General features: G+C 74.5%; 14 protein-coding genes. 4 read left to right on the top strand and 10 right to left on the bottom strand.

The genetic code is table 11. The annotated features are described in order from the left end of the window. Positions 1–96: 96 nt before the first annotated feature. The 4 genes from ACZ60W_RS17315 to ACZ60W_RS17300 form a co-directional block, all read right to left on the bottom strand. Positions 97–615, bottom strand: coding sequence for a SixA phosphatase family protein (locus ACZ60W_RS17315; protein ID WP_469756163.1), 519 nt, complete (start codon positions 613–615; stop codon positions 97–99). A gap of 35 nt (positions 616–650) precedes the next feature. After that, the gene (locus ACZ60W_RS17310) at positions 651–854 is read right to left on the bottom strand and encodes a hypothetical protein (RefSeq protein ID WP_469756162.1); all 204 of its coding nucleotides are present in this window, start codon (positions 852–854) and stop codon (positions 651–653) included. Positions 855–1,002: 148 nt separating this feature from the next. After that, entirely contained in the window at positions 1,003–1,119 is a 117-nt protein-coding gene (locus ACZ60W_RS17305) for an SGM_5486 family transporter-associated protein (RefSeq protein WP_469756161.1), read from the bottom strand. A gap of 17 nt (positions 1,120–1,136) precedes the next feature. After that, positions 1,137–2,528, bottom strand: a complete 1,392-nt coding sequence (locus ACZ60W_RS17300) for a CynX/NimT family MFS transporter (RefSeq protein ID WP_469756160.1) — start codon at positions 2,526–2,528, stop codon at positions 1,137–1,139. A 63-nt stretch (positions 2,529–2,591) separates the two neighbouring features. On the opposite strand from ACZ60W_RS17300, the gene ACZ60W_RS17295 reads away from it, so the two are divergent. After that, positions 2,592–3,299, top strand: coding sequence for a FadR/GntR family transcriptional regulator (locus tag ACZ60W_RS17295; RefSeq protein ID WP_469756159.1), 708 nt, complete (start codon positions 2,592–2,594; stop codon positions 3,297–3,299). Here ACZ60W_RS17295 and ACZ60W_RS17290 read toward each other — a convergent pair. From ACZ60W_RS17290 to ACZ60W_RS17270, 5 genes are all read right to left on the bottom strand, one after another. Then, the gene (locus ACZ60W_RS17290) at positions 3,250–3,654 is read right to left on the bottom strand and encodes a hypothetical protein (protein ID WP_469756158.1); all 405 of its coding nucleotides are present in this window, start codon (positions 3,652–3,654) and stop codon (positions 3,250–3,252) included. The genes ACZ60W_RS17295 and ACZ60W_RS17290 overlap by 50 nt on opposite strands. A 250-nt stretch (positions 3,655–3,904) precedes the next feature. Then, a complete protein-coding gene (gene fabI / locus ACZ60W_RS17285) occupies positions 3,905–4,681 on the bottom strand; it encodes an enoyl-ACP reductase FabI (RefSeq protein ID WP_017238528.1) in 777 nt (258 codons plus the stop codon). Between the two features lie 5 nt (positions 4,682–4,686). After that, the gene (gene fabG, locus ACZ60W_RS17280) at positions 4,687–5,403 is read right to left on the bottom strand and encodes a 3-oxoacyl-[acyl-carrier-protein] reductase (protein WP_469756157.1); all 717 of its coding nucleotides are present in this window, start codon (positions 5,401–5,403) and stop codon (positions 4,687–4,689) included. Positions 5,404–5,573: 170 nt separating this feature from the next. Continuing rightward, complete coding sequence (locus tag ACZ60W_RS17275) at positions 5,574–7,244, bottom strand: hypothetical protein (RefSeq protein ID WP_469756156.1); 1,671 nt, start codon at positions 7,242–7,244, stop codon at positions 5,574–5,576. A gap of 1 nt (position 7,245) precedes the next feature. After that, entirely contained in the window at positions 7,246–13,392 is a 6,147-nt protein-coding gene (locus ACZ60W_RS17270) for a hypothetical protein (RefSeq protein ID WP_469756155.1), read from the bottom strand. Between the two features lie 200 nt (positions 13,393–13,592). Here ACZ60W_RS17270 and ACZ60W_RS17265 point away from each other — a divergent pair, with 200 nt between their 5' ends. From ACZ60W_RS17265 to tyrS, 3 genes are all read left to right on the top strand, one after another. Next, complete coding sequence (locus ACZ60W_RS17265; RefSeq protein ID WP_469756154.1) at positions 13,593–15,116, top strand: TldD/PmbA family protein; 1,524 nt, start codon at positions 13,593–13,595, stop codon at positions 15,114–15,116. Positions 15,117–15,198: 82 nt separating this feature from the next. Further along, positions 15,199–16,590 (top strand): metallopeptidase TldD-related protein, encoded by a 1,392-nt coding sequence (locus ACZ60W_RS17260; protein WP_469756153.1) that lies wholly within the window; start codon positions 15,199–15,201, stop codon positions 16,588–16,590. Positions 16,591–16,645: 55 nt separating this feature from the next. Next, the gene (tyrS, locus tag ACZ60W_RS17255) at positions 16,646–17,920 is read left to right on the top strand and encodes a tyrosine--tRNA ligase (protein WP_469756152.1); all 1,275 of its coding nucleotides are present in this window, start codon (positions 16,646–16,648) and stop codon (positions 17,918–17,920) included. A 93-nt stretch (positions 17,921–18,013) separates the two neighbouring features. On the opposite strand, the gene ACZ60W_RS17250 is transcribed toward tyrS, so the two are convergent. After that, entirely contained in the window at positions 18,014–18,289 is a 276-nt protein-coding gene (locus ACZ60W_RS17250) for a GlsB/YeaQ/YmgE family stress response membrane protein (RefSeq protein WP_366301913.1), read from the bottom strand. Positions 18,290–18,374 lie beyond the last annotated feature (85 nt).

Raw genomic sequence — 18,374 nt, 5'->3', positions numbered from 1 at the left:
TACGGTCGGCCGCCAGCCGCCGCGTACGGGAGCGTGCGTACGGGTCGGCCGCCGGGCCCGGTGCTCGTCCGGGTGCGTGCGCCGCGGTCGTACGGGTCAGGGGTGCGGGACCCAGAAGTCGACGAGGCGGGCGGCGCCGAGCTCGACCGACTTCCAGGAGCCGTCGAAGGCGAGGACGGCGAAGGCGGAGGTGGGGAAGCCGCTGCGGTTCATCCGGGACAGGGTGTCCCCCTCGCTCTCGCCGGCGAGGGCGTCGGCGAGTCCGTGCATCCCGGGGTTGTGGCCGATGACCAGGAGGTCGGAGACCTCGTCGGGGGTCTCGTTGAGCAGCGCGATGATCTCGCCGACCGATGCCTCGTAGAGGCGCTCCTCGTAGACGGTCCGGGGGCGCTCCGGGAGTTCCGCGACGGCCAGCTTCCAGGTCTCCCGGGTTCTGGCGGCGGTGGAGCAGAGGGCCAGGTCGAGGGCGATGCCGGTGCCGGCGAGCCTGCGGCCCGCGACGGGGGCGTCCGTGCGGCCCCGGTCGGCGAGGGGGCGCTCGTGGTCGGATTCGCCGTTCCAGTCGGCCTTGGCGTGTCGGAGCAGCACGATCTTGCGAGGTGTGTCGACGCTCATGGTCAACAGCTTCGCACGAAACGGCCCCCGGCGACTCAGAGAGAGAGCGTTTGCTGGAGGTGGTCCAGAACCCGGCCGACTCCCGGATCACCCGAGGTCGCGTGGGCCTCACCCGGCCCGGCGATGAGGAGCAGGAGGGCGGCGAACGCGGCGACCGGGAGGGCGAGGGCCCACCAGGGCAGCCGGGTGTCGACACCTGCGGTCGTGGCTCCGACGCGGGACTGTGCTGGGGCCGACATGGCCGCCTCCGGGGGTGAGTGGTCCGCTTTCCCTTGGTGTCTCCAACCTACGGAGCACGGAGCGGGCGGCCCATCCGGTGATCCACCCACTTCACCCTGACACTCACCCCCTAGGGGATGCGGGGGCCACCCCCACCCCCGGTGGGGGTCACGGCGAGAAGGCGGAGGCGAGGACGGAGATGACGACCGTGATGCCGAGCATCGCGCCGAGCACGACGAGCAGCTTCTTCTGGCCGTTCGGGGGGTTGGGTTCGAGGACTGGCATGGGGCCAGTCTCGCATCTCAGCACTCGTCCTCGACGATGCGGTCCCGTCCGGCCAGCGAACCGATGATCATCTGCGGGATCATCAGGCCGCCCATGAGCGCGATCGGCAGTCCCCAGCCGCCGCTGTGCTGGTAGAGCACGCCGACCAGGAGGGGGCCGGGGATGGAGATGAGGTAGCCGACGCTCTGGGCGAAGGCGGAGAGGCGGACGACGCCGGCGCCGGTGCGCGAGCGCATGCCGATCATGGTGAGGGCGAGCGGGAAGGAGCAGTTGGAGATGCCGAGGAGCACGGCCCAGACCCAGGCTCCGGCGGCCGGGGCGAGGAAGAGGCCGGTGTAGCCGCTGAGGCCGCAGAGACCGAGGGCGACGACGATCGGGCCCTGGTTCTTCATGCGGGTGGCGAGGCGGGGGATGACGAAGGCGAGCGGGACGCCCATGACCATGGTGACCGCGAGGAGGACGCCGGCCGTGGAGGCGGCGACGCCGGCGTCGCGGAAGATCTGCGGCATCCAGCCCATGGTGATGTAGGCGCCGGTGGCCTGGAGTCCGAAGAAGCAGCCGAGGGCCCAGGCGGTGCGGCTGCGGGCGACGCGCGGCGGCGCGGTGGTCTCGGCGGCCGCGGCCCGCCCCGCACGTCCACCCGCGCGGTCGCGGTCGCGCACCAGCGGGATCCAGGGCAGGACGGCGAGGGCGGCGAGGACCGCCCAGACGCCGAGGCCGAGGCGCCAGTCGCCGCCGAGGGCGTCGGTCATCGGGACGGTGGCGGCCGCGGCGACGGAGGTGCCGAGGGCGAGCGCCATGGAGTACAGGCCGGTCATGCTGCCGACGCGGTCGGGGAAGTACCGCTTGACGATGACGGGCATGAGGACGTTGCTGACGGCGATGCCCATGAGGGCGAGGGCGCTGGCGGCGAGGAAGCCGACGGTGCCACCGGCGAGGGGCCGGACGACGAGGCCGGCGAAGATGGCCGCCATGCCCGCGCAGACGACGGCCGCGGGGCCGAATCGGCGGGCGAGGCGCGGGGCGGTGATGCCGAAGACCGCGAAGCAGAGCGGCGGGACCGAGGTGAGGACGCCGGCGACGCTGCCGCTCATGTGGAGGCCGTCACTGACGTCCTCCAGGAGGGCGCCGAAGCTGGTGATGGCCGGGCGCAGGTTGAGCGCGGCCAGGACGAGTCCGACGGTGACGAGCGCGAGGGTCCAGCGGGGGCCGGCCGCGGCCTGGAGGGCCGGGCCCGTCGCGGAGTCGCCGGCTCCGGTCCGGTGGGGGCGGGCCGGTGCGGGAGAATCCGCGGCGGTGGCGGTCGTCCCGGTCGGCGCCGCGGTGGCGGTCGGTGCGGTGGCGGCCGCCGAAGCGGTGGTCCGGGCCGTCGGTGCGGCGGGGTCGAGGGTCTTCGGCTCGTCTGGCATGGGGCCATCATAGAATCATGGGATGATTGGTTGTCCAATCTCGAACGAACAGGAAGGTCCTTCATGGCCCTCGGTCACCCCCGGCGCGCCGGTCTCTCCGACCAGGTGATCGCCGAGCTGCGCAACCAGATCACCTCCGGCGAGTGGCCGGTGGGTTCGCGCATCCCGACCGAACCCGAGCTGGTCGAGCAGCTGGGCGTGGCCCGCAACACGGTCCGCGAGGCCGTCCGGGCGCTCGCGCACAACGGACTCCTCGACATCCGCCAGGGTTCGGGGACGTACGTCGTCGCCACCAGCGAGCTGGCGGGCGTCATGCACCGGCGCTTCGCCGGCTCCGACCCCCGGCACGTCGCCGAGCTCCGCTCGACGCTGGAGTCGGCCGCGGCCCGGTTCGCCGCGGGACGCCGCACGGAGAAGGACCTCAAGCAGCTCGACGCCCTGCTCCAGCGGCGCGAGGAGGCCTGGGAGTCCGGGGACGCGGAGCGGTTCGTGACCGTCGACGCCGCCTTCCACCACGCGGTCGTCGCCGCCTCGGGCAACGAGGTGCTGACGGAGCTCTACGCCGACCTGGGCGACCTGCTGCGGGACTGGCTGCGCGACGACGTCGGGCAGGTGCTGCGGCCGGAGAACCACATGGACCACGCGCGGCTGGTGGACGCGATCCGGGAGGGCGACGCCGACCGGGCCGGCACGGAGGCGGCCGGCTACCCCTTCCTGTGCCTCAGGAGCCCGGAGCCCGCTCCGCAGCCGGGTCCGCCGGCCGGTGCGTGACCCAGGCGGCCCGCACCTCCTTCCAGCAGCGGCCGGTGATCGTGGCGTAGTCGGCGGGGCCGATCTCCACGGAGGCGCTGTCGGTGTCGACGTCCCACCAGCGCTCGCACTCCACGTGGAGGCTGACGCGGTCGGAGCGCGGGTACGGGTTCTGGCAGTGGGCGGTGACGCGGGAGCCCTCGACGAGGGTGCGGCAGGAGGCCTCGTAGACCTCCGGCTCCGCGGCCGGCGGTGCGGCGGCGGGAAGGTCCTCGGCCGGCGCGGGCGCGGTGCGCGCCTCGGCGGCGACGGCCATCCCGGTGAGCAGAACGGCGACCGTGGCGAAGGCGCCGAACCCCTGGCGTATCGCGCGCATACCCGAACCTCCTCCCCGTGAGCGGCAGGAACATCACGCTGCGCACCAGTCTGGGGTGATTCGGGCGACTTTTCGAGTCGTGCAGGAGTTGCGCGACGCCGCGGGCCGTGGCTCCGCGGCGGGGGCCGTGCGCCACCGGCGGCCGGTGCCCGGGGTCCGTACGCCCGCACCGGGACGCGACGAGGGCCGCGGGTCCGCCCCGGGAGGCGGGCCCACGGCCCTCGGTGGTGCGCGGGGTGCGCGCGGGCGGTCAGGCGCCGATCGCGTGCAGGCCGCCGTCGACGTGGACGATCTCGCCCGTCGTCTTCGGGAACCAGTCGGAGAGCAGCGCCACGACGCCGCGGCCGGCCGGCTCGGGGTCGGCGAGGTTCCACTCCAGCGGGGAGCGGCTGTCCCAGACGGCGGCCAGCTCGCTGAAGCCCGGGATGGACTTGGCGGCCATCGAGCCGATGGGGCCGGCCGAGATCAGGTTGCAGCGGATGTTCTGCTTGCCCAGGTCACGGGCCATGTAGCGGCTGGTGGCCTCCAGGGCGGCCTTGGCCGGGCCCATCCAGTCGTACTGCGGCCAGGCGTACTGCGCGTCGAAGGTGAGGCCGACGACGGAGCCGCCCTCGGTCATCAGCGGCAGCAGCGCCGTCGTCAGCGACTTCAGCGAGAAGGCGGAGACGTGCATGGCCGTGGCGACGGACTCGAACGGCGTGTTGAGGAAGTTGCCGCCGAGCGCGTCCTGGGGGGCGAAGCCGATCGAGTGCACGATGCCGTCGAGGCGGTCGCCGAGCTGCTCGCGGACCTGGCCCTCCAGGCGCGCGAGGTGCTCGTCGTTGGAGACGTCGAGCTCCAGGACCTTCACGTTCTCCGGCTTGGGGAGCTTCTTGGCGATGCGCTCGGTCAGCGACGGCCGCGGCCAGGCGGTGAGGATGATCTCCGCACCCTGCTCCTGGGCCAGCTTCGCGGTGTGGAAGGCGATGGAGGACTCCATCAGCACACCGGTGATCAGGATGCGCTTGCCCTCGAGAATTCCGCTCATGGTGATCAGTGACCCATGCCCAATCCGCCGTCAACCGGGATGACGGCTCCAGTGATGTACGAGGCGTCGTCGGAGGCGAGGAACTTCACCGCGGCGGCGATCTCCTCCGGCTGCGCGTAGCGGCCCAGCGGCACCTGGGACACGATGCCCGCGCGCTGCTCGTCGGTGAGCACCGCGGTCATGTCGGTGTCGACGAAACCAGGGGCGACGACGTTGAAGGTGAGGTTGCGCGAGCCGAGCTCGCGCGCGAGGGAGCGGGCGAAGCCGACGAGGCCGGCCTTGGAGGCGGCGTAGTTGGCCTGGCCCGCGGAGCCCAGCAGACCGACGACCGAGGAGATCAGGACGACGCGGCCCTTCTTGGCGCGCAGCATCCCGCGGTTGGCCCGCTTGACCACGCGGAAGGTGCCGGTGAGGTTGGTGTCGAGGACGGACGTGAAGTCGTCCTCGGACATCCGCATGAGGAGCTGGTCCCTGGTCACGCCGGCGTTGGCCACGAGGACCTCGACCGGACCGTGCTTCTCCTCGATCTCCTTGTAGGCCCGGTCGACCTGCTCGGAGTCGGTGATGTCGCACTTGACGGCCAGGAAACCGTCCTTCTCGAGCTCAGCGGGGTCGCCGGAGCGGTACGTGATCGCGACCTTGTCGCCGGCCTCGGCGAACGCGCGGGCGATGGCGAGGCCGATGCCCCGGTTTCCTCCGGTGACGAGAACCGAGCGGCTCAACGGATCACCCTTTCGATAGCGGTCTGGTAGCCGAAAACCTATCGGTATCGCTCCCGACATGAGGAATCGACCTCCGACAGTGGCGTACGGGTGTCACTGTCGGGTCCCTACAGCTCGGGGCCGGTGGGGACGTGGTCCCCCGCGCGTCCGGGGCTGCTCGGCGGGGCTCCTCAGGAAGCCCGCAGGTCGGCACGGGACAGCTCGGCGCAGAGGTCGTCGAGCGTCCGGTCGTACAGCACGGAGCGGTGCGACAGCACATTTCTGGCCATGACGAGGAGCCGCAGCAGCCGGGCGTCGTCCGGGGGAAGGGCGAGGGCCCCGCTGATGTGGGCTCCGAGCAGTTCCCCCACCTGGAGTTCGCCGAAGGCCCGCTCCGGGTCGCCGCGCAGCTCCGCCGCCGGGCGCTCGGCGTGCTCCGCGACGACGGCGGCCACCGGCCGCGTGAGGTGCCCGAGGGCCCGCGCGGCGAGCCGCTGCCGCGCCTCCTCGATCCACGGGGCCAGGACGCGCTGCTGGGCCTGGGAGACGAGGGCCGCGAGCCGGGCCCGGGCGTCGGCGGTGGGCGCGGGCGGCGGGCCGCCGTCGGCCGGGGCGGCCGGGTGCCAGACCGACACGTGGTGGCGCAGCCGGCCCTCCCAGGACACGACCGTGCCCCGGGACCACGCCCGGCGCAGCTCGGTCCCGGGGCGGGCGAGGGCGCCGATCCGCCGCAGGGGCGGGTACTCCCCCGGCGCGGGCGCGCCGGTGGCGGCGAGGCAGCGCCCGAGCGCGTCGGCGAGGGTGTGCTGGGCGCCGTCCCATTCCAGGACGAGGAGCCGGGCGAGGTCCAGGTCGGGGCCGCAGACCTCGACCACGGTCTCGGCGCGCACCGCCCGGCGGACCCGGTCCGCGAGCGGGTCGCGCGCCCGCCCGGCCGGGTGTCCGTGGTCGGGTGCCGACAGGATCGCGGTGGCGGTGTCGAGCCGGCCGAGCGCGCCCCACCACCAGTGCACGGCGGTGTCCCCGTGGCCGTCGCGCAGGGCGTCGGGCAGCGGTTCCGGCAGGTCGCCGAGGCGGGCCACGACCAGGAGGCGGGGGCGTTCGCCCGGCGGCAGCCCGGCCTCCTTGACCGCCGCCGCGAGGGAGCGGAAGAGCGCGGCCGTCCCCTGGCCGCCGTCGTGTTCCCGCCAGGCGCGGACGCCGACGACCGGGCGCTGTCCGGGGACGCGGGCGACGAGGGCGGGGACGGCTTCGTCCGGGGCGACGCCGAGGCGGCCGCCGAGCCGGGCGGTGAGGCGCCGCGGGTCGTGGCGGGCGGCGCCGGGGTCCCGGCGGGGAGCCGGCAGAGGGGGCGGGCGGTCGTCGAGGGTCCAGCCGAGGTCGAGGTCGAAGCCGTCGTCGGGCAGGTCGAGGTAGGGCAGTTCGTCGCCCTCCGGCCAGCCGTCCGTGCGGGTCCGGCGGTCGTCTCCGGCGTCGCGTCCGTCGGGGTGTCCTTCGGCGCCCTGGCCGTCGCCGTCGCCGTCCTCGGCCGCGGCCCCGGAGCCGGCGACGTCCTCGGACCCGGGCCCGGACCCCGGCCCCGGCCCGGACGGCGGAGGCCCGTCGGCCTCGGGCGGGGGCTCCGTCCCGCGTGCGGGGGCGGGCACGTCGAGGTGGACGGGGGCCGCGGCGAGCGCCTCGCGGTACAGGGCGTCGGCGAGTCCCGACTCCACCGCCGCGTCGGTGACCAGCCACAGGCAGTTGAGGCCGGCGGCGAGGTCGGAGGTGACCTCGCGCAGCCGGGCGCGGACGCCGGGCAGGTCGGTCGGGCGCACGGCGGGGACCGCGGCCGCGGCCGGCGTGCGGGCGGGGGCGTGCGTCACGTCACCTCTCCCCGGCCGCCGCCGCCCGGGCCCGCACCGCGCGGTACGTGACCGGCTCCACTGCGAAGCCCTCGGCCGTCTCGTCGAGGACCCCGAGCTGTTCGAGGCGGTGCAGCCAGGCGTCGGTGTCGGTGTCGTCGAGCTCCACCGCCTCGCGGACGTCGTCGCGCGGGGCGCCCTGGCCCTCCTCGACGTACCCCGTCCAGGTGGCGAGGCGGTCGAGGTCCCGTGCGTCGAGACCGGAGAGGCGCAGGTGCTCGGAGAGGTTGCGGGGGCCGTCGATGAGCGCGCGGATCCGTTCGACGGCGTTCTCCAGGGTCTGGCCGTGCACGGACACGTCCGCCACCGCGGCCTCCATCCACCGGGGCCAGCCGCCGGTGGCGGCGACCAGCCGGTCGCGGTCCTCGCGGGAGACGAAGGGGCACTCGGACCAGGCGCGCAGGGCGTCGGCGGTCCACCGTTCCGGGCGGAGCCAGCGTACGGACAGCTCGTCGAGCCCCTCGTCGGCGGCGAGCGCGGAGAGGGCGACGGCGTCGGCGACGGCCACGACGGAGCGGTTCTCGTTGCCGCCGCTGCGCGGCTGGGTCTGGCGGAGCAGGCGGTCGGCGGCGGGGCCGGCGTGGACCTGGAGGGAGCGGACGGCCTCGCGGAGTTCGGCCGGTGAGGCGGCGCGCAGGTCCGCGATGATCACGTGGGCCTTGCGGCCGCGGCTCTTGAGGAGGGCGGTGAGGTCCTCGCCGTGGGTGTGCGGGACGACGTCGACGCCCCGGTTGACGGCGAAGGCGGTGACGGCCTGGCGGACGAGTTCGGGCCGGTGGAGGGCGGTGGTGCCGATGAGGCTGACGCCGGACTGGGCGCTCTCGTGGAGCTGCTCCTCGGTGAGCGGGCTGTAGGTCTGGACGTTGCGGGCGTCGCGGCCGAGGAGGCGCCGGGCGGCGTGCGGGTTGTAGTCGTAGGGCAGGCCGAACTCGGTCTCGCGCAGTTCGAGTTCGAGCTCCTCGCGGGTGCCGAGCATGTTGACGACGTTGGGGCTGCGGACGGCGAAGCGGGAGCGGTCGCCGAGCTGGATGAGCAGGCCGAGGCCGACCATCTCGGTGAGGAAGATCTGCGCCTGCTTGGCGGTGAGCATCTCGAACCCCTCCGGCCATGCCTCGCGTGCCTCCTGGAGCAGTTCGCTCGCGCTGTAGTCGCCGCGGTAGGCGTCCTGGAGGCTGCGCAGGGCTATGACGAGGGCGAGGACGCGGTAGCGGTCCTCCAGGTTGATGGTGAAGCGCAGCCGTTCGGCGATCTGGCGGCGGACGGTCTCGGAGGCGGCGACCTTCTGGACGTCGTCCTCGGTGATCCGCAGCGGTTCGCCGGAGAAGGCGTACGGGCGGTCGTGCAGGACGCGGACGAGCTCGCGGCAGAAGATCTGCACGAGGTTGGCCTGGTAGTTGGTGATGGCGAGGATGCGCCAGACCAGTTCGGGGCGCTCGAAGAAGTAGCCGAGCGCGGCCATGGGTTCGGTGACGAGCCGGACGGCGGCCTGGGTGCCGAGGGGGCCGACGAGGACGTCGGGGCCGCCGTGGACGGTGGAGACGTTGGAGAGGTGGCCGAAGCGCTGGACCTGGTGCAGACCCGCGAAGACGATCTTGAAGCGGCGTTCGGTCTGTTCCATGAGGCGCTGGAAGTGCATGACGTTGGGGAAGGTCGACTCGCTGCCGACGCGGAAGGCGCGGCGCGAGTCGGTGTTGAGGAAGGCGTCCGCCTCGTCCGCGAGGACGAGGATGCGCCGGGTGTCGTCCTGGTCGAGCCAGGCGCGGATGTTGCGCACCACGACGTCGGGGTTGGCCTGCTCGGACATCTTGTTGTTGAACACGCCCTTGCGCTTGAGGTCCTCCACCAGCCGGCTCCAGATCCGGTCGGGGGCCTCGGCGTGGCCGATCTCGGCCTTGAGCAGGTCGAGGTAGACGGCGACGTGGGTGTCGGCGCGGCTCGGGAAGATCTCGGCGACCCGGCGCAGCAGCGCGGACTTGCCGAGCTGCCGGCCGCCGTAGAGGAACATGCCGCCCTCGCGGCCCATCACCTCCCGCATCTCCTCGTCGCGGCCGTAGAAGACCTCGGGCGGGACGAGCCCCGCGACGAACGGCGTGTAGGGGTTGTACGCCGCCCAGGGCAGGGTCACGCGCTGGAGCGAGCGGAAGGAGCCGGGGGCGCGGGCCGCCATCCAGCCCATCACCGCCGAGTCGACGACGAGCGCCTGCTGGGCGAAGGAGCGGGCGGACTCGGCGAGGCCGCGGCGGCCCTCCAGGCCCAGGGGGTGCAGGTAGAGCACGATGTTGGCGCCGACGTCGGCGTCCTCCAGGTGCGCCAGCGGGCCGTCGGCCGGCTGTTCCTCCCAGACGAGCAGGACGGTGTACGAGGAGGCCCGGGAGCCCAGCGCCGCGACGTAGCCGGCGCGTTCGGCGACGCGGGCGCGGACCTTGAAGCGGCGCATGCCCTGGCCCAGCGCCACCCGCTCGGCGACGACCTGGTTCGCGGCGAGTTCCAGGCCGAGGAGCCGCAGCAGCCGGGAGAGGTGCTGGGGCAGGTCGCCGCGCCGGCCGCGCGGGGTGCACAGGGCCGCCCACGCCTCCAGGCCGTTGCCCGCCGCCGGGGTGAGGGACGCGGACGGGTCGCCGTAGTGCCGGGCCCACCATTCGGCGTCGGTGCCCTCCCCGCCGGCCTTCGGCGCACCGGGCGCGGTGACGCCGGTGAGGAAGGCGGCGAGTTCCGAGCCGTCGTCGGCGGGCCGCTCCGGCAGCGGCGTGTGGCCGGTGGCGAGGGCGAGGAACTCCTGCGCGGTGACGGTGTCGCCCTCGTCGATGAGGCGGGCGATCCGGTCGTGGTCGCCGGCGGAGAGCGGCTGGTCGAGCCGGGAGCGGAGCTGGGCGAGGTTCTCGCGGAGCTGGCGGGTGTAGTCCTCGACGAGGGTGACGAGCTCGGCCTCCAGGGTGCGGAGCGAGTCCACGGCGAAGCGGTAGCGGCCCGACTCCTCGCCGTCGGCGAACTCCTGGAGGCGGCCCACGAACTCCCGCTCCTGGTCGGCGGCGAGCTGGTTGAGCGTCCGCATCTGGGCGAGCAGCCCGGCGGCCGCGCGGTGGTGCTCGGCGACGGCGCGGCGCCACTCCTCGTGGCCCTGCGCCAGCCGCCGGGCGGCGCTCTCGTGCCACTCGGGGTCGGCGGTGCAGCCGTACTCCTCCGGCCTGTTCTCGGCGGCGGCGAGCAGCGCCCTGGCGAGGTGCAGGTCGCCGTCGCCGAGGTGGCGGGAGAGGGCGTGCTCGGCGTCGGCGGGCGCCAGCAGGGCGGCGATCCTGCGGGCGGCCCTGGGGTCGGCGAGGTCGGGGTCGCCCAGGGCGTCCCGGGGCAGGTCGGGCAGGCGGAGCAGGGCGTCGGCGGGCGGCACCGGGCCGCCGTTCTCCCGGAGGAGGTCGGCCGCGGTGTCCGCGGGGCGCTGGTGGGCGCCGGTCAGCCAGCCGCGCAGCAGGGCGAGGGCGGCGCCGCCGGTGCCGGCGGGCGCGGGGTCGTCGGCGACGTCGCGCAGGACGGAGGCCAGTTCCGGGATGCCGCGGTCGCTGACGCCCTGGTGGGGGCGGCCGGCGGTGTGGGCGGCCTCGGCGCGCATAAGGAGCTCGCCGACCGAGCGGCAGGCGGTGTGCAGCTGCCGGAGCGCGCCGGCGGTGATCGGTTCCTTCGCCTGCTTCGACGTGCGGAACAGGGCGTCCGTGACCTCGATGAGCCGGTCGATGTCCTCCGCGCGCCACAGTTCCTCGCCGAGGGCGCGGAATCCGGGCGCGCCGGCGGACTGGGCGGGGCTCCGGCCGGACCACTCGATGACCTCGTTGAGGGCGTGCCGCAGCGCGCCCGAGGGGCCGACGAGGTACTGGAGCACCTGTGACGCCCGCTGGTACTTCATCTTCCGGCGCGGGAGGTCGTCGAGCAGCTGCCGGGCCGTCAGGCCGATCTCCTCGCGGGTGGCGGCCTCCTGTCCCTCGGCGCTGCCCTGGAGCATGCCGGGCTCGAAGGCGCGGCCGTCGCGCACGGCGGCGACGAGCACGTTCAGCAGGTGCTGCCAGGCGCCGCTCAGTCCCGACGGCATGACGAACCCGCTGATCAGCCCGTGCGGCCAGCGGGCCGTGAGCCCGGTGCGCAGGGCCGCCGCCAGGGCCACGAGGTGCGCCTCCCGGTCCTGCGCGGCGAGGGCCGGGTCGAACTCGTGCGCCATCTGCACGGGGGTGGCCTCGCTGTCCGACACGCAGCCGAAAGCGGCGGCGGCGAAGGCGAGCGTCCGGGCCCGCGCGGCGCTCTCCCGCGAGGCGACCGTCAGCCAGTACGCCTCGGCCACTCGTCCGTCCCTCAGCAGCCGGGCGACGGGCGGTTCGCTGCCCGTGTCCCAGGGCGCGTACGGGTCCCAGTCCGGCGCCTCGACCCCGGCGGGCCACGGCTCCTCCGCCGGGGGTGTGGTCACCGGCGCGGCGGGCCTGGCGGTCTTCGCGGCCTTGGCGGAGGGCGGGGCGGTCCGGGCGGCGGTCCCGGCGGCGCGCGCCTGGGCGGGGATCGCCGCGGGGGCGGGGTCCGGTGCGGCGGAGGGCGCGGGGTGGGACGGCGGCGGGGCGGGCGGCGGCGTCCCGGAATCGGTCGCGGGGGCCGGCGGTGTCGGCGGGACGGGAGGAGCCTGCGCGGCGGGCGGCGGGGCGGTCGGGGTGGCCGTCGCGGATGCGGACGGCGGCTGCGGCGCCGGGCCGGGGGCCGGCGGGAGGGTCGGCGGCGGCGGCTCCACCGCGCGGCGGACGGCCTCGATGGCGGAGGCGCCGACCCGGACGCGGTCGGCCGCGCGGCCCGCGGGCGCGGGGGCGTCGCCGGTGCCGTGGGCGGTCTGCCCGGCGGGGGCGTCCGGACCGGGGGTGACGGGCGCGGAGGGGGCGGGTACGGACGCGGCGGGAAGGGGCGGTCGCGGCGTGGGACCGCCCGCCGTGGGGTCTCCCTCGCCCGTGTCCGGTCCGGCCGCGGCCGGTATCGCCGCGTTCGGTGGCACGTGGTCCGGGGCCGCCGCGTCAGGTGCCGCCGCGTCCGGGGCGGGCACGGCCGGTGCGAGGGGGCCGTCGGCGGAGGGGGCGTGAAGCCGGTCGTCTGCCGCGTCGAGGGCGCGCAGCTGCGCCTCGGTGCGTTCCAGGTGGCGCCGCAGGTCGGCGGCCTCCTCCTCCCCGTCGGCCAGCTCCAGGAGCTCGGCGTACCGGCTCGTCTTGCGGCGGAGGGCGTCGCGCTGTTCCGCCCGCGCGGCCCGCAGGCGGGTCAGTCCGGCCTCGGCGTCGTCGTAGCCGAGGTCCGGCTCCCAGGCGAAGCCCTCGGCGGCGAGCGCCGCGGCCAGCCGGGCGCGCTCCCCCGTCCAGGCCGCGAGCGCGTCGGCGGGGGCGCCGGCGGGGACCGGGCCGGCCGCGACGGCGTCGGCCGCCGCGCGCAGGAGGGCGGCGAGGCGTTCGCCGGAGCGCCTCAGGTCGGTGAGGGCGGAGGGCGGGTCGGCCGGGGAGCCGGACGGGGGCAGGGGCACAGGGGCGGCTTCCTCACGGTCGGGGGGCGTCGGCGGGGACTCGTCGCGGCCTTCGGGTGCGGCGCGCTCCGGGGCGGCCCGGGGCGGGCCGAGGCCCGGCCCCCTCCGGTGCGCGTCCGGGGGCGGTGTGCCGTCGGCCGCCGCCTGTAACGCGGCCGTGTGGGAACGCGCCAGCGGTCCGGCCGGCAGCCGGGCGGCGGGGCCGGGCATGAGCATCCCGTAGAGCGCGCACCGGGCCAGGGGCGGTTCGAGGACCGCGAGCATGGCGAGGAGTTCGTCGAGCGTGGGGTCGGCGAGGGAGCGTTCGGAGAAGCCGTACTCGCTCCGCAGGGCCTTCGCCGCCCAGGCGAGCCCGCAGCCGGCGATGCTCGCCAGCTGGGCCTGCTGGGCCTTGGCCAACTGCACGCGGGCCGCGTGCAGTTCGCGGCGCGTCGGGGGTGTCCGCCGCGGCGGGCGGTCCTGGGCATGGGCGTGGGCGTGCTTCTCCCCGCGTAAGCACGGGTGCCAGGTCAGCAGGGACCTGAGCGCGTCCTCGTCCAGCGACGACAGCCAGGACCTGACCTCGTTCACCCACCCGTGCATGGCGTGGATCATCTCATCCCACCGGTCGCGGGGTCAGGACAACGGCCTGATCCGCTGCCCCAAGCCCCCGAGCGCGGTGGCCTGTTGGAGCGGGTTCCGCCAGGGGCGCACGACAATGGGCCGACTCCGCCGCCCGACCCGTGATTGACTTCCGGGACAGTTCGACCCCCGTCTTCCGATCGCCGAGAGCGAGGCCGCTCGTGGTCCATCAGATCGACCCTTCGTTCGTCGCGCTGCCGTTGCGGGCGCTCGCCGACGCGGCGCTCGCCCGAGCGCGCGCGCTCGGCGCCGAGCACGCGGACTTCCGCCTGGAGCGGGTGCGCAGCGCCTCGTGGCGGCTGCGCGACGCCAAACCGTCCGGCTCGTCGGACACCACGGACCTCGGTTACGCGGTGCGGGTGGTGCACGGCGGGGCCTGGGGGTTCGCGTCCGGGGTCGACCTGACCATGGACGGGGCGGCGCGGGTCGCCTCGCAGGCGGTCGCCATGGCCAAGCTGTCGGCGAAGGTGATCGCGGCGGCCGGCTCCGACGAGCGGGTGGAGCTGGCCGAGGAGCCGGTGCACGAGGAGCGCACCTGGGTGTCCTCGTACGAGGTCGACCCGTTCTCCGTGCCCGCCGAGGAGAAGAGCGCGCTGCTCGCCGACTGGAGCGCGCGGCTGCTGCGGGCGGACGGCGTGGCGCACGTGGACGCCTCGCTGCTGACCGTCCACGAGAACAAGTTCTACGCCGACACCGCGGGCACCGTCACCACCCAGCAGCGCGTGCGGCTGCACCCCCAGCTGACGGCGGTCGCCGTCGACGAGACCACCGGCGAGTTCGACTCGATGCGGACGATCGCGCCGCCGGTCGGCCGCGGCTGGGAGTACCTGACCGGCACCGGCTGGGACTGGGACAAGGAGCTGGACGAGATCCCGGCGCTCCTCGCCGAGAAGATGCGGGCGCCGAGCGTCGAGGCCGGCCGCTACGACCTGGTCGTGGACCCGTCGAACCTCTGGCTGACGATCCACGAGTCCATCGGCCACGCCACCGAGCTGGACCGGGCCCTCGGCTACGAGGCCGCCTACGCGGGCACCTCCTTCGCCACCTTCGACCAGCTGGGCAAGCTGGCGTACGGCTCCTCGATCATGAACGTGACGGGCGACCGGACGGCCGAGCACGGCCTCGCGACGATCGGCTACGACGACGAGGGCGTCCAGGCGCAGTCCTGGGACCTGGTGAAGGACGGCACCCTGGTCGGCTACCAGCTGGACCGGCGCATCGCGCGGCTGACCGGCCTCGGCCGCTCCAACGGCTGCGCCTTCGCCGACTCCCCCGCCCACGTGCCGGTGCAGCGCATGGCGAACGTCTCCCTCCAGCCGGACCCGGGCGGCCTGTCGACCGAGGACCTGATCGGCGGCGTGGAGCGGGGCATCTACGTGGTCGGCGACCGTTCGTGGTCCATCGACATGCAGCGCTACAACTTCCAGTTCACCGGACAGCGCTTCTTCCGCATCGAGAACGGCCGTCTCGCCGGGCAGCTGCGGGACGTGGCCTACCAGGCGACGACCACCGACTTCTGGGGTTCGATGGAGCAGGTCGGCGGTCCGCAGACGTACGTCCTCGGCGGCGCCTTCAACTGCGGCAAGGCCCAGCCGGGCCAGGTCGCCGCGGTCTCGCACGGCTGCCCCTCCGCCCTCTTCCGGGGCGTCAACATCCTCAACACGACGCAGGAGGCCGGACGATGAGCCCTCGCCAGCGGATCTGCCGGGGGTCCGGGGGTCGCACCCCGGGCAAGCACAGCCTGAACACGACGCAGGAGGCCGGACGATGAGCCGCGTCAGCAAGCCGTACGAGATCGTCGAGCGGGCCCTGGAGCTGTCCCGCGCCGACGGGTGTGTCGTGATCGCCGACGAGGAGTCGTCGGCGAACCTGCGGTGGGCGGGGAACGCGCTCACCACGAACGGCGTCACCCGGGGCCGCACGCTCACGGTGATCGCGACCGTGGACGGCGCGCAGGGCACCGCGTCCGGCGTCGTGTCCCGCTCCGCCGTGACCGTCGACGACCTGGAGCCGCTGGTGCGGGCCGCCGAGGACGCCGCCCGCGCCGCCGGGCCCGCCGAGGACGCGCAGCCGCTGGTGGAGGGCGTCCCCGCGTCGCCCGACTTCACGGACGCGCCGGCGGAGACCTCCTCCGCGGTCTTCGCCGACTTCGCGCCGGCGCTCGGCGAGGCCTTCGCCCGGGCCCGCGCCGGCGGGCGCGAGCTGTACGGGTTCGCCCACCACGAGCTGACCTCCACCTACCTGGGGACGTCCACGGGGCTGCGGCTCCGCCACGACCAGCCGAACGGCACGCTGGAGCTGAACGCCAAGTCGCCGGACCGCTCCCGCTCCGCGTGGGCCGGCCGGTCGACGCGGGACTTCAAGGACGTCGACCCGGCCGCGCTCGACGCCGAGCTGGCGACCCGCCTGGGCTGGGCGGAGCGGCGGATCGAGCTGCCCGCCGGGCGGTACGAGACGCTGCTGCCGCCGACGGCCGTGGCCGACCTGATGATCTACCAGCTGTGGTCCTCCGCGGCCCGGGACGCGGTGGAGGGCCGGACGGTCTTCTCCAAGCCCGGCGGCGGCACCCGGCTCGGCGAGACGCTCTCGCCGCTGCCGCTGACGCTGCGCAGCGACCCGAACGAGCCGGGCCTGGAGTCCGCGCCGTTCGTGATCGCGCACTCCTCCGGCGACGACTCCTCCGTCTTCGACAACGGCCTGCCCGTCGGGCCGGTCGACTGGATGAAGGCCGGCGCCCTGGAGCACCTGATCACCACCCGGCACACGGCGGGTCTCACCTCCCTGCCCGTGGCCCCGGGAGCGGGGAACCTGATCCTGGACGGCGGCGGCGAGCGCTCCCTGGAGGAGATGGTCGCCTCCACCGAGCGGGGTCTGCTGCTGACCTGCCTCTGGTACATCCGGGAGGTCGACCCGGCGACGCTGCTCCTGACGGGTCTGACCCGGGACGGCGTCTACCTCGTCGAGAACGGCGAGGTGGTGGGCGAGGTGAACAACTTCCGGTTCAACGAGTCGCCGGTGGACCTGCTGTCGCGGGCCTCGGAGGCGGGCCGGACGGAGAAGACGCTGCCGCGCGAGTGGAGCGACTGGTTCACCCGGGCCGCGATGCCCGCCCTGCGGGTGCCGGACTTCAACATGAGCTCGGTCAGCAAGGGGGTCTGACCCGCCTAGACTGGGTCGCCGTACGACTGACGACTTTCTGAGGAGACGGACGATCGTGACGGACATCGTCGACGAGCTGAAGTGGCGCGGGCTCTTCGCCCAGTCCACCGATGAGGACGCACTGCGCAAGGCTCTCGCGGACGGTCCCGTCACGTTCTATTGCGGTTTCGACCCGACCGCGGCCAGCCTCCACGTCGGCCACCTGGTCCAGGTGCTCACCGTGCGCCGGCTCCAGCAGGCCGGGCACCGGCCGCTGGCGCTGGTCGGCGGGGCCACCGGCCAGATCGGCGACCCGCGGCCGACGGCCGAGCGCACCCTGAACGACCCCGAGACGGTCGCGAACTGGGTGAACCGGCTGCGTTCGCAGATCGAGCCCTTCCTCTCCTTCGAGGGGGAGAACGCGGCGGTCATGGTGAACAACCTGGACTGGACCGCCGGCCTGTCGGCGATCGAGTTCCTGCGGGACATCGGCAAGCACTTCCGGGTCAACAAGATGCTGACCAAGGACTCCGTCGCCCGGCGCCTGGAGTCCGAGCAGGGCATCAGCTACACCGAGTTCAGCTACCAGCTGCTGCAGGGCATGGACTTCCTGGAGCTGTACCGCCGCTACGGCTGCACGCTCCAGCAGGGCGGGTCCGACCAGTGGGGCAACCTGGTGGCCGGGCTCGACCTGATCCACCGCCTGGAGCCGGGCGCGCAGGCGCACGCGCTGGCGACGCCGCTGATGGTGAAGGCGGACGGCACCAAGTTCGGCAAGACCGAGGGCGGGGCCGTCTGGCTGGACCCGGAGATGACCACGCCGTACGCGTTCTACCAGTTCTGGCTGAACGTGGACGACCGGGACATCTCGACGTACATGCGCATCCTGTCGTTCCGTTCCCGCGAGGAGCTGGAGGAGCTGGAGGCGCAGACCGCCGAGCGGCCGCAGGCGCGCGCCGCCCAGCGGGCGCTGGCCGAGGAGCTCACCACGCTGGTGCACGGCGCCGGCCAGTGCGCGGCCGTCATCAACGCCTCCAAGGCGCTGTTCGGCCAGGGCGAGCTGACGGAGCTGGACGAGGCGACGCTGGCCGCCGCCCTGTCCGAGCTGCCGCACGCGCGCGTCACCGAGCTGGGCCAGGTGGTGGACCTGTTCACCGAGGTCGGTCTCGCGCCGAGCAAGTCGGGCGCGCGCCGCACGGTGAAGGAGGGCGGGGCCTACGTGAACAACGTGAAGGTCACCGCCGAGGACGCCGAGGTGTCGGCGGAGGAGCTGCTGCACGGCCGCTGGCTGGTGCTGCGGCGCGGCAAGAAGAACCTGGCGGCGATCGAGTTCGCCGGCGCGGAGGGCTGACCGGCCCGCTCCGCGCACCGGAGGCCCGGTGCGGCACACCGCCGTGTGCCGCACCGGGCCTCCGTCACGTCCGGACCCGCCCCGGGGGCGGGCCTAGGTGCGCTGTTTGCTGCCCCGCATGGAGGTCCACAGCATGTCGCCCACTCCGACCACGGCGACGGCGCCGATCAGCTGGAGCAGGTGGCGGGTCCAGTCGATGCCCTTGGTGTCGTTGACGCCGATCCAGGTCGCGACCGCGTTGCCGAGGACGCTGCCGATAATGCCGAACACGGTCGTCAGCCAGAGCGGGATCTGCTGCTTGCCCGGCAGGATCGCCTTCGCGATCAGACCGAGGACGAATCCCACGATGATCGCCCACAACCAACCCATCGTCGCCTCCTTGTACGCAGGTGGGCCCAGTCTCGACCCATCGGCCATACAGCGCATGTCGGACAGCGCCGGACGTGCCCCGGTC

It is taken from the genome of Streptomyces sp. NPDC104202 (assembly GCF_055584185.1).
Note: the sequence above shows the minus strand (reverse complement) of the source record. Positions and strands in the feature narration are given on the sequence as shown.